This is a genomic window from Cupriavidus sp. 21MJTG02-4 (assembly GCF_057798975.1).
This window is the reverse complement of record NZ_JBYOJP010000002.1, coordinates 427,313-442,051: the sequence shown is the minus strand read 5'-3', so window position 1 is coordinate 442,051 and position 14,739 is coordinate 427,313. Positions and strand designations below refer to the sequence as shown.

Here is a 14,739-nt window from a genome sequence, read left to right as displayed (position 1 = left end):
AAGATGGATCTCGAAAAAGCCCGCTTCAACATGATCGAACAGCAAATCCGCCCGTGGGATGTGCTGGACCAGGAAATCCTTGACCTGCTGGCGGTGGTCAAGCGCGAGGAATTCGTTCCCGCGGCCTACAAGGGCCTGGCCTTTGTCGACATGGAGATTCCACTGCCGGGCGGCCAGAACATGCTGCCCCCGCGCGTGGAAGCCCGCATCCTGCAGGAACTGGCCGTGCGCAAGCATGAGAACGTCCTGGAAATCGGCGCCGGCTCCGGCTACATGGCTGCGCTGCTGGCCAACCGTGCCCGCCACGTGCTGACCGTGGATATCGTGCCGGAACTCGTGGCCCTGGCCCGCCAGAACCTGGCCGATGCCGGCGTCGCCAATGCCGACGTGGCCGAAGGCAATGCCGCCGACGGCTGGACCGCCGCGGCGCCGTACGACGTGATCTGCATCTCCGGGTCGCTGCCGGCCATTCCGGCGTCGATCCTGTCGCAGGTCAAGGTCGGCGGCCGCATCGCCGCGTTCGTCGGCGCGCTGCCGGTCATGGAAGCCCGCCTGGTCACGCGCCTGTCGGAAACCGAATACCAGGTGGTGAACCTGTTCGAGACCGCGGTCAAGCCGCTGATCGGCGCGGCCCAGCCGTCGCAGTTCCGTTTCTGAGGACGCAGGCGCCATGCAGGTTATCCAAGCTACCGAACTGGCCCAGTGGCTGGCCGATGCCAGCCGCGCCAAGCCGGTCCTGCTCGATGTGCGCGAGCCGTGGGAGGTGCAGACCTGCGCCATGCCCGGCATCACCCACATCCCCATGCGCGACATTCCGGCGCGCGCCGCCGAACTCGACGAGGACGCGGACATCGTCTGCATCTGCCACCACGGCATGCGCAGCATGCAAGTCGCCGCGTATCTCGAACGGCAAGGCTATGCCAGGGTCTACAACCTCACCGGCGGCGTCGATGCCTGGGCGAGCGAAGTGGACCCGGCCATGCCGAAGTACTGAGAGGCCAGCCCTGGCTTGCCGGCCGGCCCGCGAAGTCAAACCCGAACAAGAAACGACCGTTGGCCGCGCCTGTGCCGGCAACCTGGAGATGTGATGACGTTTGCGCCTTTCGCCGCGACCGGCAGGATGCGGCTGGCTGTAGCGCTGTCCTTTTATGCGCTGATGCAAATGCCGGCGGCCTCGGCTGCCGACCTGCTGCAGGTCTACCGCGACGCCCAGTCCAATGACGCCCAGTTCGCCAGTGCGCGGGCGCAGTTGCTGGCCACGCGCGAGAAGCTGCCGCAGGGCCGCGCCGGGCTGCTGCCGCTGGTCACCGGCACGGCCGGCGCCAACCGTACCCGGCTGGACCAGACCGCGTCCCTGGCGCAGGGCCTGCCAAGCGCCTCGGGCGTACGCTTCTTCGACAACAACAGCTGGGCCTTGCAGCTGAGCCAGCCGCTGTTCCGCTGGGACCGCTGGGAAACCTACAAGCAGGGCGAGCTGGCCGCGATGGCGGGCGAAGTCACGTTCCAGCAGGCGCAGCTCGACCTCATCACCCGTTCCTCGCAGGCCTATTTCGACGTGCTGACGGCGCAGGACAATCTCTACCTGGCCGGCGCGCAGAAGAAGGCCATCGGCGAGCAGTTGGCGCAGGCCAAGCGCAATTTCGAGGTGGGCACCGCCACCATCACCGACGCCAACGATGCCCAGGCCCGCTACGACCTGGCCACGTCGACCGAGATCGCGGCGCAAAGCGCGCTGGAAGTCGCGCGCGCCAACCTGCAGCAGATCACCGGCAAGTCCGTGGACGAGTTGCTCGGGCTGCGCCCCGAGGCCGAGCTGCCCGCTCCGATGCCGGCGGACTCCAACGCCTGGGCGGCCCAGGCCGAGGCCAGCAACCTGCAGGTGGGACTGGCCAACTACAACCTGGAAACCGCGCAGCGCGAAACCAACAAGGCACGTGCCGCGCACTTACCGTCGGTGGATCTGGTGGCTTCCTACGGCTTCACCAACCAGACCGGCAGCGCCACGCAGACGGTTTCCACGCACTACAACGCGTCGCAGATCGGCGTACAGCTGAGCATGCCGATCTTCGCGGGCGGCCAGATCCAGTCGCGCGTGCGGGAAACGCTGGCCCTGGCCGACAAGGCCGCCAGCGACCTGGAATTCGCCCGCCGCACTGCCGCGCAGGGCGCGCGCCAGAGCTATTCGGGGGTGTCCAACGGCCTGGCGCAGGTCAAGGCACTGGAGGCGGCCGAGCGTTCGGCCCAGAGCGCCGTGGAATCGAACCAGCTCGGTTACGAGGTGGGCGTGCGCATCAATATCGATGTGCTCAATGCCGAGGCGCAGCTGTTCCAGACACGCGCCAACCTGGCCAAGGCACGCTATGACACGATCATGAACGGCCTGCGGCTGAAGGCATCCACAGGCGCGCTGAAGGAAGACGATGTCGTCCAGATCAACACGCTGCTGACGTCGACGCCGGGGGCCATGTACCAGTTGCCGCAAAAGGCCAAGGTTGGCGCGGTGGCAACGCCCGCACCGGCAGCCGCCGGTCGCCGCAGCGGCCGGCGCGAAGCGCTGGCAAGCGGCACGCCACGCTCCTGACAGACAGACAGACAGGATGGACAACGTAAAACGGGCCGCAATGCGGCCCGTTTTGCTTAGACGCTGGCCCTAGTTCGCACGTGTACGCGACTCCACGCTGAGCAACTGCCAGCGGATGGAAGGCGCATCCGCCGGCGGGTTCGCCACCTTGTACTCGCGCACGCGCAGCTTGTACGACACGCCCTGCTCGAAATCCAACCCTTCGATCGGCCCATACCAGAGCTGCCACGGCGCATCCGGCGACTCGCGCCAGCGGTAGCAGGTCATGCGGCCCACACCGCTGCATTCGACGCGCTGGGAATCGATATAGACCGTCTTCTCGACACTGCCTGCGGCATCGATGCGCGCGCCGCGCTGGCCGACGCCCTCGCGCTCGACAAACTGCAGCAGGTCCTCGCCGGAGGTTTTCCAGATGATCTGGCGGCCCGAGGCGCCTGCCGTCGGCTGCGTGCCAACCGTCAGGAACGGCGTCTGCATGGCCTTGAGCAAGGCTGACTCCAGCTCCATGCGCGGCGGCGGGCAGGCCATGCGCGTACCGGCGATGCGGTCGAAACGGATGCCGGTATCGGTCTTGCCGTAGCTGCCGGTGAAGCGGTTGCAGCCGCTCGAGCCACTGACGGTGCCCTGCGCTGCGTCGATGCCGGCGCTGAATTCGAAGATGATGGGCTGGCCGTTGTCGCCATGCGGGATATCGCGCAGCGTGCCGTCGGGCTGCTGCCAGCGCACCAGTTCCCAGCGGCTCGGGCCGGAGGACTGGGTCTGGTTGAGGGCAGTGGTGGCGCCGGTGGAGTCGGGCGCCGGCCCCGTCGCGCATGCGCCCAGGGCGCCTGCCAGCATGGCAGCGGCTGCCCCGCGCCGGGCAATCCGGCGGCAGGTATCACGGGTCAATGTCTGCATGGGTCTGGCTCCTGTGTTGAGGCGTGCCAGGCAGTCCGACTGGCTGGCACGCCAGTTGATGCCCCTTAGAGCCTGGGGCCTTGCCTCGAATTCCCCATCGGCTCAGGCACCGAGCGCCGGGGCCAGCGCTGCCAGCGTTCGCACGGTAGCCCCGCGGTGCACACCAGCGAACGTGCGGGCGTGCGAGCGCATGTCGGCCAGCGCAGGGGGATCAGCCAGCAGCCGGGCCGCGGTCTGCATCAACTCGTCGGCATTCGCCACGCGCCGGCATGCACCGGCCGAAATGGCGTCTTCCGTCGCCTGGGCAAAATTGAACGTATGTGGGCCGACCAGCACCGGCGTTCCCACTGCGCACGACTCGATCAGGTTTTGTCCACCGAGCGGCAGCAGGCTGCCCCCGACAAAGGCCAGGTCCGAAGCGGCAAAGTACATGGCCATCTCGCCCATCGAGTCGCCCAGCACGATGTCAGCGGTGATCGGGCCGGCCAGCTTGTCGATATCCATCGCACTGCGGCGCTGGACCGAGAAACCCGCGCGTTCCGCCAAGGCCGCGACTTCGTTAAAGCGCTGCGGATGGCGTGGCACCAGCAGCAAGGCGGGTCTTGGCGTGTCGCCACCCAGCTGCGCCCAGCGCGAGAGCGCATCCAGCAGTAGCGGTTCCTCACCTTCCCGCGTGCTTGCGGCCGCCAGCACGGCACGGCTGCCAAACGCCTGGCGCAGGCGATGGCCACGCTCGATGCCGGCGGGGGCCGGTTGCATGTCGAACTTGAGGTTGCCGGTGATCTGCACCGCTTCGAGGCCAAGGGCCTGGAAACGCTCGGCATCGCCCCTGGTCTGGGCCAGCACGCCGGCAAAGTCCGCGTACATGGCCGACGCGGCACGCCCGAAGCGCGCCGTACGGCGGAAGCTGCGCGGCGACAGTCGTGCATTGACGAGGAACAGCGGCACGCCGGCCCGGCGCGCGCCATGCACAACGTTAGGCCAGACCTCGGTTTCCATCAGCATGCCCGCCGCCGGCCGGAAATGCCGCAGGAACCGGCCCACGAGCCACGGCAAGTCATAGGGCAGGTAGCACTGAAGGATGCGTGGCTCCTTGCCGAACAACTCCGCGCCGGTCTGCCGGCCCGTCGGCGTCATGTGCGTGAGCAGCAGCCGGTGCGTCGGATAGGCGGCCAGCAAGGCCTCGACGAGCGGCTGCGCAGCGCGGGTCTCGCCTACGGACACCGCATGCACCCACAGCCATGGGCCTTGCGCGGGCAGTTGTCCGTAGAGGCCAAGACGTTCGCCGATGTTGCGGACATAGCCCGGCTCCTTGCGCCCGCGCCAGAACAGCCGCAACAAAGCGAGCGGGAGGATGACGAGCCATAGCAGGCTGTACAGGACGCGCAGCATCAGGCCCCTGCCCCGCGTACGCGGCAAGCCGCCTGCCAGACTTCATCGACCGTGGGCACGACGCCGTCATCGCCCACGTTGGCGATCCGTTCGGACCAATACCCCTCGGTCTTCCAGCGCCAGGTGGCGGTATAGATTTCCACAGTCGGACGGCACAGCGCCGCGGCGATATGGACGAGTCCAGTATCCACGCCGATCACCACCTCGGCGCGATTGATCAGCCCGAAGCCCTGCATCACGGAGAAGCGCGGCAGCACCTGCGCGCCGGGCACACCGGCGGCGATCTCCTGTGCAGCGCGGCGCTCGGCCTCGTTGCCCCAGGGCAGCAGCATGACCAGGCCATCGGCCTGCAGGCGCTGGCCGAGCGCGTGCCAGTTGGCCAACGGCCATTTCTTCTTCGCACCGGCGGTGGCATGGAAGCACACCGCATAGCGCGCTGGCAATTGCGCCCAGATCGGGTCATCGACGTGCAGTGAACGCGCCGACTCGCCAAAAAATCGCGGCGGGTCGGCCGGTGCCATGCCGGTCAGCGTCGCGCCAAGCAGGCGCGAACGGCGCACCGAATGCGCCTGGCGCGGAACGCGGACGGGATTGGTGTACAGCAGGCGCGCGGCCGGCTCGTAGCCAGAACCTTGCGTACGGTTGCCAAGACCGATGATCGGCGCGCTGGCGGCCCGCGCCGCCACGCGTGCAACTACGGCGGTTTTCAGCAGTCCCTGGCTTTCGACGACGGCGTCATAGCGCTGCGCGCGCAGCGCATCGCGCACCTCGCCGATCTCATGCCAGATCGCCGGCTGCCAGAAGCGCTTGCGCCAGCGCCGCAGCGCAAACGGAATTACGCGTGCGACATCGGGCAGCAGCCGCACGAGGTCGACATAGCCCTCCTCCACCACCCAGTCGATCTGTGCGCCGGGCCAGCGCGCGCGCAGGTCGTGGATCAGCGGCATGTTGTGGACTACATCCCCAAGCGACGAGACCTTGACCACCAGGATGCGCGGATTGGCCGGCAACGCGAACGGCACCGTTTGCGTCACGGCTTGCGGCGCCGCCGGAGCGGCCATCACCTCACGCATCTGCTCAGAACGGGAGCTTGGCATCAGGCTTTTCGGCCAGGATCACGCGCTTGAATTCGGCCTGGATGCGGGCCAGTGCGGCGTCGTTGTCGGCTTCGAAACGCATCACTACCACCGGCGTGGTGTTGGACGGGCGTGCCAGGCCGAAGCCGTCGGGATACTCGACGCGCACGCCGTCGATGGTGATCACCTCGCGTGCGCCGTCGAACTTCGCATTGGCCTTGATCTTATCAAGCAACGTGAACGGCTCGCCTTCCGCGCACTTGAGCTGCAGCTCCGGCGTGTTGTTGGCGTTGGGCAGCGCGTTGAGGACGGCGCTCGGGTCGGAATGGCGCGACAGGATCTCCAGCAGGCGCGCGCCGGTGTACAGACCGTCGTCGAAGCCGTACCAGCGGTCTTTGAAGAAGACGTGGCCACTCATTTCGCCGGCGATCGGGGCGCCGGTTTCCTTTAGCTTGGCCTTGACCAGCGAGTGGCCGGTCTTCCACATCAGCGGCTCGCCGCCGTGCTGGCGGATCCACGGGGCGAGCTTGCCCGTGCACTTGACGTCGTAGATGACCTGCGCGCCCGGGTTTCGGCCGAGGATTTCTTCGGCGAACAGCATCAGTTGGCGGTCGGGGAAGATGACCTGGCCGTCCTTGGTTACCACGCCCAGGCGGTCGCCGTCGCCGTCGAAGGCCAGGCCGAGTTCGCAATCGGTGTCGCGCAGGCACTGCATCAGGTCCTGCAGGTTTTCCACATGGGCGGGATCGGGGTGGTGATTGGGGAAATTGCCATCGACGTCGCAGAACAGCTCAGTCACCTCGCAGCCAAGGGCGCGGAACAGGTCGCCGACGAATGCGCCGGCCACGCCGTTGCCCGCGTCGAGCGCAATCTTCATCGGGCGGGAAAGCTTCACGTCGCTGGTGATGCGGTCGAGGTACTGTTGGCGCACGTCGTATTGGCGGTATGCGCCCGCGCCGCTGGCAAACTTGCCGGCCTCGATCCGCTGGCGCAGGCCCTGGATTTGGTCGCCATAAATCGCCTTGCCGGCCAGCACCATCTTGAAGCCGTTGTAGTCGGGAGGATTGTGGCTACCGGTAACCATGATGCCGGAAGTGGCCTTTACGCCACCTAACTCGATGTTCGTGCCGAAATAGACCATCGGCGTGGCGACCATGCCGAGGTCGATCACATCCATGCCGGCGGCGCGCAGGCCTTCGACCAGGCCGCTAATCAAGTCGGGGCCGGAAAGACGGCCGTCGCGGCCAACTACGACCGCCTTTTCGCCGGCTTCCGCGGCGGCAGAACCGAATGACAGGCCGATCAGGCGGGCCACGTCGCGGGTCAGCGTCTTACCGACGATGCCGCGGATGTCGTAGGCTTTGAAGATGCTGGGATCGAGTGAAGGCTGGTTGGCAAACTGCACAGGCGCTCCTTTAGCCGCTTTTACAAAAGATCACCACATTCTATAGCAGGCCTGAATATAATCTGCCCGCTTTCATAGACATGCGTTCTTGCCCCGTCGATTCGTGGGGAGGTGATCCCCTTTATGATATTTGCTACCGGCAGTGCTGGCTTCCTCAACGCAAAATCCTTGAAACGGCGGCTAAAAACCAGGAACTTGATCGATCCGGCTGATATATCGTCCGGCGCCCACGCGACCTCAACGAACGCGCGGCGAGGAGAACCGCCGCCGTCTGGTTTCGAATACCTGGGCTTGCGAAATCGCCGGGGCCCATGAGCGGTGGACGGTAGCCCATCGATGAAGGCCTCGGCTCGCGAGCCGCTCCGCCTTGATGTCTCGATGAGCGGCGTCCTTCAGGCTGCTGGATGCCGAGGCAGGGCCAACTCCTCAGCAAGCTGCCCCGAATCCATACACGGGCACCTGGCCCTTCGCTTACACCTCAACATAGTCGAGACATTTCCTGATGCTTTATAATCGCGAGATTCTTTCAATATCGCGACTGCACGAAACATTAAACAGCGGACATTGCAATCGCGCTGCTACGTGATAATTTCTCTTGGTGCGAATGGCATACAAAATCGCCAAAATATTTCTCAAACTCAGTCGCGCATCCGTTATCACCGTGGTCTCGTCGGGATGCGCAATTCTCGAACTTTCAGTTTTCAGCAGCCAACTAGAAATTCGCGTACTGGGCATCGTTCTGGCGGCGCAGGCAACAGCGGCCTTGGTCTCGGCGCTCGGTGAGGGCGGATTTTCCCTTTGGATTCCCCAACGTTTATCCGCCTCGCCGACACGTCAACGCCTGACCGCAATGGTACGCTATGCGATCCAGATACGGTTGCCGCTGTTTCTGATTCAGGCTTTGCTGACAGTGTTGGCGGCACGTTACACAATTGTCGGCTGGAACCAGCTTGGCACGACGATGATGCTATCCATCGCCATGTCATTCAGTTTCGGCTGGATTCTGATTGCAACGGAGCAATACACTACGATCGCGCTGATCGACGGATTGTGCCGCATCTCGGGTTTGGCCGCGTTCCTGTTGATTGGCATCCCGTCCGCTAATGCCGCACTGGCGTGCCTTGCTGTGTCGGGCCTCGTTCAGTCAGGCATCCAACTCATTGTGGCGCGCAAGATTGGCCTGTTGAACGCGGTTCCCTTCCCTCGTCTCGAGCGACGATGGCCGCGCCTGCATGCGGGCCATCTGGCGGCCTATCAGTCAAGCCTGGTGCAGGCCATTGGCCGCAACGTTCTGCCGGTCACGGTAGGCGCCGTAGTGACGGCATCTCTGGCCAGCACAGCGCTGGCAGCGGAAAAAGTCTCTCGGGCCGCAACGGGGGTGGTGACGGCCGGACTAGGCTATATCATGCCCATGCTGGGGCGCAGCTATAAGGTTGGCCGTTTGCCTAGCCTTTATGCAGCCATCGGCGGAATTGGCATAACTGTAGCCGTAGCGACCTCGCTGTTCCTAGTCATGTACGCACGGCTCTCGCAAGCACCGCTCGCGCAGCTGTTTGCAGGAAACCATTTGTTGCTAGCCGCCGCCGCCGCGCTGACTGCTTCCAAGGTTATGTTCTCGACGACGGTGTACGTGCGCCTGCTAGCCAGAGGTGCCTATCGCCTCGCCGCAAGGCTGTTGGCAGGTCAAGCGCTTATCGCCGCGGCGATGGCTCTAACCCTACGCTGGACGGAGTCGGTCGAACTGTTCATGTTCGGGATGTTCGCCTTCGACCTCGTGTTGATCGTCGTTGCCGTCCAGTCGGAACGCACCTCGGCAAATGCAGCGCAAAGATGAGCATGAACCAGAACAAAGATATCGTTTACGTCATTACCGGTCTCAACCGGGCAGGGGCGGAACTCGTCTGCCTGAGCCAAGCGAGCTATTTCGCGGCACAGGGCTACCGTGTTGCGGTGGTCTATATGCATCAGGGCCACGATGAACTTGCCCCCGATTTCCGCGCAGCGGGGGTCGAAGTCGCCTGCCTCGGGATGCGCTCGGCCTTGATGCTGCCCCTCGGGCTCTGGCGCCTCAGAAAAATCCTGATGGCGTGGAAGCCGCGAATTGTCCATTCGCATATGATCCACGCTAACATCCTCGCGGCGATGGTCAAGCCATTGTGCAGCGGTTTTCGGCTGGCCTGGACCGCCCACAATGTCAATGAGGGGGGGCATCTTCTAAATACGATGCTCAGGCTAACCAATGGCTCCCCGGATCTCGCAACCAATGTCAGCGAGGAAGCGACGGTGAACTATGTGTCTCGACATTTGTTTCGCGAGGCCGTCGCACAATGCATTCCCAATGGCGTCGACGTGCGACGATTCGACCTCAAGATGCCAATCAGAGCCAAAGCTACTGGCGACAATTTCGTTTTCGTTTGCGTCGCGCAGTTCCGCCAACAGAAAAACCATGCCGGGCTGCTGCGAGCCTTTGCCGAGGTTTACAGACAGCGCAGCCGCGCCCGTCTGCTGTTGTTGGGGGACGGCCCGCTTCGCGCACCGTCGGAGGATTTGGCCAAAGAGTTCGGTATCGCCGATGCCGTGACGTTCGCAGGGGGGCACGCCGATGTACGGGAAGCCCTGCGCGAGTCCGACGCATTCATCCTGGTCTCCCACTATGAAGGCTTTGGACTTGCACCGGCGGAAGCAATGGCTGTCGGACTACCTGTCATTGGATCCGATGTACCTGGACTCAGAGAAGTCATTGGTCGGCACGGCCGACTTGTCGACCCCGGCGACGTTGGGGCAATAGCCGCCGCCATGGTCGCGCAAATGGACCAGGCCGACACGGCTTCGCAATCGGAGGCCCGCCGGACGCATATCGTCAGCCGATACAGCAAGGATGCCGCGCTTGCGCGCTGGAATGCCGAATATCAGCGATTGGGACTCTGACTGATGCTGCTTCTCGGCGCCTATGCGCTCTGCGCTGTCATTCTCGTACTATGTGCCGCTGGAAAATACCGGCTGGTATGGATTCCCGCAGCCATCATCTGGCTCGGACTTTGTGCGTTCAGACAATCTGGCGGCGGCTCGGACCTGGAACTGTACACCTACGTATTCCGTAACCTCTACGACAACGATAGCCTGGCAAGTGCCATGGAGTTCTCGTTCGGATGGGAGCCAAGCTATGTAGCGTTAATGCTGGTGGCAAAACGCATCGGCATAGACAATCCGACTGTGTTCCTCGGCTGCATCGCGCTCTTCAATTTTGCAGTGATCGCAAGATTCCTCGTCAAGTATGCAGAAAACCCTGGAATCAGTTTTCTATTCTATCTTTCGACCTACCTGATCTGGCAACAGTTTGTACTGGCCAGACAATCCATTGCCATTTCCCTGGTACTTATCGCAATAATTTACCTGATCGAGGGAAAAAAATTGCGGGCACTTGCCTTTATAGCTTTGGCAAGTTCCTTCCACTATTCGGCAATTGTTTGCCTGCCGTTCTTTGCCGTGTTCTGGCTAACGCGTCGCATATCGCTTGCACGGATTTTCGTAGTTTCGCTCGTAGTTTCCATTGGTATTGCCTTGAGCTTCAGCGCGCTGCCATTGGGACTTGTGTTCGGCTACTTAAGTCAGATACGTGACTACTCGAGTTACATTGAAAGCGGCTCGCAGAATTTCCTCGGGTTCATTGAAGCAATCCTCTTCCTGCTGCTTCTATATCGAATCAGCATGAATCGGGAAATCCCTGCCACGCCGGCAGGGCAGGTTTCTTTTTTTTCGGCGGACATCCAGGCACGCATTCTCGCACTGATGCTGCCGATATTTGCAATCGCGGCAAACTTCGAAGTTTTCAATCGGTTCCTTGAATATGAACGAGTGATCTACGCAATGGCGGCAGGCACCATACTTAATGTGCACCGGGAACGAAAATACGCGATTACCCTGACTCTGCTCACTCTCTATTGCGCGGCCCGATTCATTCGTTTCTACCTGACCTTTGACCAAGGCGCGCTTCAGGATTACACCATCGGGATTGGACAGTGAAACTGTTTTTTGTATCTAATTCGTCACATTCGCTCTGGAACTTTCGCGGTGACCTTTTTCGCAAACTGATGCAGGCCGGCCACGAGGTCTGTGCGGTATGCCCCGAAGGCGCAGAGACGCCAAAGCTGCGGGCGATAGGCGTTGCGGTGTTCATCGTGCCAATGGCACCCAAGAAGGCGACGCTTTTGCAGAACAGCCTGCTGGTAAGGGACCTATGGCGACTCTATCGACGCGAGAATCCCGACATCATTTTCCATTACACAATCAAGCCGAATATTTTCGGCACGGTGGCTGCTAAACTAGCGGCTATCCCGAGCATTTCAGTCATTACCGGGCTGGGATATGCGTTTCTTTCGGACAGCGTTGTTGCCCGCATTGCACGTACCATGTACCGGTTCGCCCTGCACATTCCCAGGCAGGTGTGGTTCCTGAATCAGGATGATCGCGAACTGTTTATCAACAAGCGAATCTGTCCGCCCGATGTCGCGCGGATACTGCCAGGCGAAGGAATCGACCTCGATTATTTCAGGCCGCAAGCTAGCCCCACTCCCGACATGACTGTTCTTATGATCGCCAGAGCACTATGGGACAAGGGTATCGCGGAATTTGTGGAATGCGCGGCACTGACCCACCGGCAAAGGCCCGACGTGCGCTTTGCAATACTTGGCCCTTCGGGCGCGGACAGCCCCGGTGGAATCCCTGATAGCCAGATGCAACAATGGGCAAGCGATGGCGCTATCGACTGGCTCAGCGCGACCGACGATGTCCGCCCTTTCATTCGCGATGCCATCTGCGTGGTCCTTCCCTCTTATCGCGAGGGAATTCCACGTAGCCTGCTGGAAGGGTCTGCGATGGAAAAGCCATTGGTGGCTGCGAACGTCACAGGTTGCAAGGAAATCGTTGTAGATGGCGTGACAGGCTTCTTATGCGAAGCGCGAAATGCGCAATCCCTGGCGGATGCGGTGCAACGTGTGCTCGCCCTGAACGATGAGGCGCGCGCCAAAATGGGGAAGGCCGGACGCGAATTTGTCCGGCAAACCTATTCGAACGAGAAGGTTTTCGCGAAATATGATCAGGCCATCGCAAAGATTGGCCAATCTGCCCCGAACTAATCCTCGGTACAGAGGAAATCGAACGAACTGGCGGCATTCGCTTGGTTGAATGATCGTCTTTGGAAAAAATATACACATGAGCACTGCGCCCCAACACAATCACGCCCCAAAGCCGATGGAAGAACTCAACGCTTTTGCCCGCGCGTACGCGCTTCGGACGCTTGTATTCACAATTCTGGGCGGCGTGGTGGGGATTCTGATCTCGCTCGCCGTGCCGAAGCAGTGGGAAGCCAAGTCGACACTGCAAATTGGCCAAATCACCTACTACGGCCAGAACATTACTACGGTCGCCTTGGAAGATCCGACGCGCGCCATCGAGCGGCTCCGTTTGCCCTCGACCTCCTACACGACGTTGCGCGCCTTGGATCTGCCCACCGACTCATCGCAAAGCAGCGACAGTGCGCTGATAGTCAAGTCCGCTTCGGTCAAGCAGGTTCGGAACACCAACTTTCTGGAACTCAGTGTTCGCGGCTATACGGCAGAAGACGCGCGGCGGTTTCTCGCGTCGTATCAAAACGCGCTGATCCAGGCGCACCAGAACTTGCTGAGCCCCTCGATCGCCCGTTTTTCCGAGGAACTCGCTCAGGTGGATCGCAGTCTTCCAGTCGCTGTCGCGCAGAAGGCCAAGCTTCAAAGCCTTACGGACGAAAAAATCAGGAGCGGCGCTCCGGGGCAGATCGTCGACAATGTCATCATTGGCGAACGACTTGCGGCAACAGACAAAGAGATTCGCGAACTTTCCGAGAAGAAACAAGTGTTGACAGAACAGTTGAACCCGGAGCGCTCGTACAATACCCGCTTGCTCGGCACCATTGAGATCAGTCGGCAGCCGATTTTTCCGAGTAGAACGTTGTTTGCCATCGGCGGCGCCGTACTTGGCTTCGCTCTCGTTCTGATCTGGGCCCTGCTCGCCGATTTGCGTCAACGCGCCCGTGCGAAAACATGAGGAAACGCCTCCGATCGGCGCGATAATGCCAGAGACAGGCCCAGTGCGACTCTGCCCGAATGGACACTGCGGCTCCCATATAGAAACGAACAACTATGCTGACATTTTGCCTTGCCTTACTAGTGTCTTTTGTCGTGACCATGCTAGTGGTGAAGTTTTCTCACCTGCATGAAGGCCTGACAGCAGACACCGATCTCTCAGGCGCGCAGAAGTTCCATACGCGCCCGGTGCCAAGAATCGGGGGCCTTGGCATCGCGCTCGGAGCCATTTCTGGCATTGCCGTTCTATATTTTCGCGAGGCTGTTCAGTTCCGCGACTATGTGATCCTGCTCTGCGCCGCGGTTCCGGCTTTTGCAGCAGGCTTCGCGGAGGATCTCACCAAACAGGTGTCAGCGCGAAGCCGACTGCTTGCTACGATGACCGCCGCAGCGCTAGCAGTATGGCTGCTCGATGTACGGGTTGTGCGTATCGACGTCGGCTTGATTGATAGTGTGCTGGCCGTGTATGCCGTGTCTTTCGCCGTTACTATTTTCGCTGTTGCAGGTCTGGCTAACGCAGTGAATATTATTGACGGCTTCAACGGGCTAGCGGCGATCGTCACGACAACAATGTTTATTTCGCTGGCATATGTGGGCTATCACACTGGCGACACGTTAGTCCTGTCGTGCTCGCTCATTATGGCAGGGTCCATCCTGGGCTTCTTCCTCTGGAACTTCCCTGCCGGGCTGATTTTTCTCGGTGATGGTGGCGCATATTTCATTGGCTTTATCCTTGCGGAGCTTGCGATCATATTGGCCATGCGCAATCCCGCAGTCTCGGCATGGTATCCGGTTCTTATGTTTATCTATCCGTTGTTCGAGACATTGTTCTCCATCTACCGGAAGAAGATACTGCGCGGAATGTCTCCTGGGGTCCCGGACGGCGTGCATCTTCATATGCTCGTTTACAAGCGCCTGATGCGATGGGCCGTCGGCAGCAAGGATGAACGCCATCGGCTGCGCCGGAACTCCCTGACGTCACCGTATCTTTGGTTTCTCAGCATGCTGGCAGTCCTTCCCGCGACCCTTTTCTGGAACCATGGTGTTGTGCTGGCCTCCTGTGTACTGGCGTTCGTCATAACTTACGTTTGGCTATACTGGAGCATCGTTCGATTCAAGGCACCGCGCTGGCTGATTGTGAAAAAAAGCAGGCATCATTGATGACTTGTGGCTAAGCTTCATAAAGCGAATCGATGTTTTCGCGGTCAGCTCAAATCTTGAATTTATATTTATCAGGTGCGCGGCTCGGATTTTCCCACGTTGCGCATC

13 protein-coding genes are annotated in these 14,739 nt (G+C 61.4%); 9 read left to right on the top strand and 4 right to left on the bottom strand.

Translation table 11 applies throughout. The features are described from left to right. Nucleotides 1–3 precede the first annotated feature (3 nt). The 3 genes from AC3FKH_RS05265 (at nucleotide 4) to AC3FKH_RS05255 (ending at nucleotide 2,581) form a co-directional block, all read left to right on the top strand. Nucleotides 4–657: a protein-L-isoaspartate O-methyltransferase family protein gene (locus tag AC3FKH_RS05265; RefSeq protein WP_488673516.1), complete on the top strand. Its 654-nt coding sequence runs from the start codon at nucleotides 4–6 to the stop codon at nucleotides 655–657. Between the two features lie 13 nt (nucleotides 658–670). Next, nucleotides 671–994, top strand: a complete 324-nt coding sequence (locus AC3FKH_RS05260; RefSeq protein ID WP_483708944.1) for a rhodanese-like domain-containing protein — start codon at nucleotides 671–673, stop codon at nucleotides 992–994. 93 nt (nucleotides 995–1,087) lie between these two features. Next, nucleotides 1,088–2,581: a TolC family outer membrane protein gene (locus tag AC3FKH_RS05255; RefSeq protein ID WP_488673513.1), complete on the top strand. Its 1,494-nt coding sequence runs from the start codon at nucleotides 1,088–1,090 to the stop codon at nucleotides 2,579–2,581. A gap of 69 nt (nucleotides 2,582–2,650) precedes the next feature. Here the strand turns inward: AC3FKH_RS05255 and AC3FKH_RS05250 are convergent, their stop codons facing one another. The 4 genes from AC3FKH_RS05250 to AC3FKH_RS05235 all read right to left on the bottom strand — a co-directional run bounded on the left by AC3FKH_RS05250 (nucleotide 2,651) and on the right by AC3FKH_RS05235 (nucleotide 7,351). Continuing rightward, complete coding sequence (locus tag AC3FKH_RS05250; RefSeq protein WP_488673511.1) at nucleotides 2,651–3,478, bottom strand: DUF4377 domain-containing protein; 828 nt, start codon at nucleotides 3,476–3,478, stop codon at nucleotides 2,651–2,653. A gap of 102 nt (nucleotides 3,479–3,580) precedes the next feature. Next, nucleotides 3,581–4,870, bottom strand: a complete 1,290-nt coding sequence (gene waaA / locus AC3FKH_RS05245) for a lipid IV(A) 3-deoxy-D-manno-octulosonic acid transferase (protein WP_488673510.1) — start codon at nucleotides 4,868–4,870, stop codon at nucleotides 3,581–3,583. Next, complete coding sequence (gene waaC, locus AC3FKH_RS05240) at nucleotides 4,870–5,967, bottom strand: lipopolysaccharide heptosyltransferase I (RefSeq protein ID WP_488673508.1); 1,098 nt, start codon at nucleotides 5,965–5,967, stop codon at nucleotides 4,870–4,872. Before waaC ends, waaA begins: the two co-directional genes overlap by 1 nt. Next, complete coding sequence (locus tag AC3FKH_RS05235; RefSeq protein ID WP_488673506.1) at nucleotides 5,948–7,351, bottom strand: phosphomannomutase/phosphoglucomutase; 1,404 nt, start codon at nucleotides 7,349–7,351, stop codon at nucleotides 5,948–5,950. Before AC3FKH_RS05235 ends, waaC begins: the two co-directional genes overlap by 20 nt. Before the next feature lie 604 nt (nucleotides 7,352–7,955). Between AC3FKH_RS05235 and AC3FKH_RS05230 the strand changes: the two genes are divergently transcribed. The 6 genes from AC3FKH_RS05230 (at nucleotide 7,956) to AC3FKH_RS05205 (ending at nucleotide 14,631) form a co-directional block, all read left to right on the top strand. Beyond that, the gene (locus AC3FKH_RS05230; protein WP_488673504.1) at nucleotides 7,956–9,185 is read left to right on the top strand and encodes a hypothetical protein; all 1,230 of its coding nucleotides are present in this window, start codon (nucleotides 7,956–7,958) and stop codon (nucleotides 9,183–9,185) included. Further along, a complete protein-coding gene (locus AC3FKH_RS05225) occupies nucleotides 9,182–10,279 on the top strand; it encodes a glycosyltransferase (RefSeq protein WP_488673502.1) in 1,098 nt (365 codons plus the stop codon). The genes AC3FKH_RS05230 and AC3FKH_RS05225 overlap by 4 nt, the downstream gene beginning before the upstream one ends. 3 nt (nucleotides 10,280–10,282) lie before the next feature. Continuing rightward, a complete protein-coding gene (locus tag AC3FKH_RS05220; protein WP_488673500.1) occupies nucleotides 10,283–11,374 on the top strand; it encodes an EpsG family protein in 1,092 nt (363 codons plus the stop codon). Beyond that, complete coding sequence (locus AC3FKH_RS05215) at nucleotides 11,371–12,486, top strand: glycosyltransferase family 4 protein (protein ID WP_488673498.1); 1,116 nt, start codon at nucleotides 11,371–11,373, stop codon at nucleotides 12,484–12,486. The genes AC3FKH_RS05220 and AC3FKH_RS05215 overlap by 4 nt, the downstream gene beginning before the upstream one ends. Nucleotides 12,487–12,601: 115 nt before the next feature. Further along, entirely contained in the window at nucleotides 12,602–13,432 is an 831-nt protein-coding gene (locus AC3FKH_RS05210; RefSeq protein ID WP_488673496.1) for a hypothetical protein, read from the top strand. Between the two features lie 95 nt (nucleotides 13,433–13,527). After that, nucleotides 13,528–14,631: an MraY family glycosyltransferase gene (locus AC3FKH_RS05205; protein WP_488673494.1), complete on the top strand. Its 1,104-nt coding sequence runs from the start codon at nucleotides 13,528–13,530 to the stop codon at nucleotides 14,629–14,631. The last annotated feature ends 108 nt before the right edge of the window (nucleotides 14,632–14,739 follow it).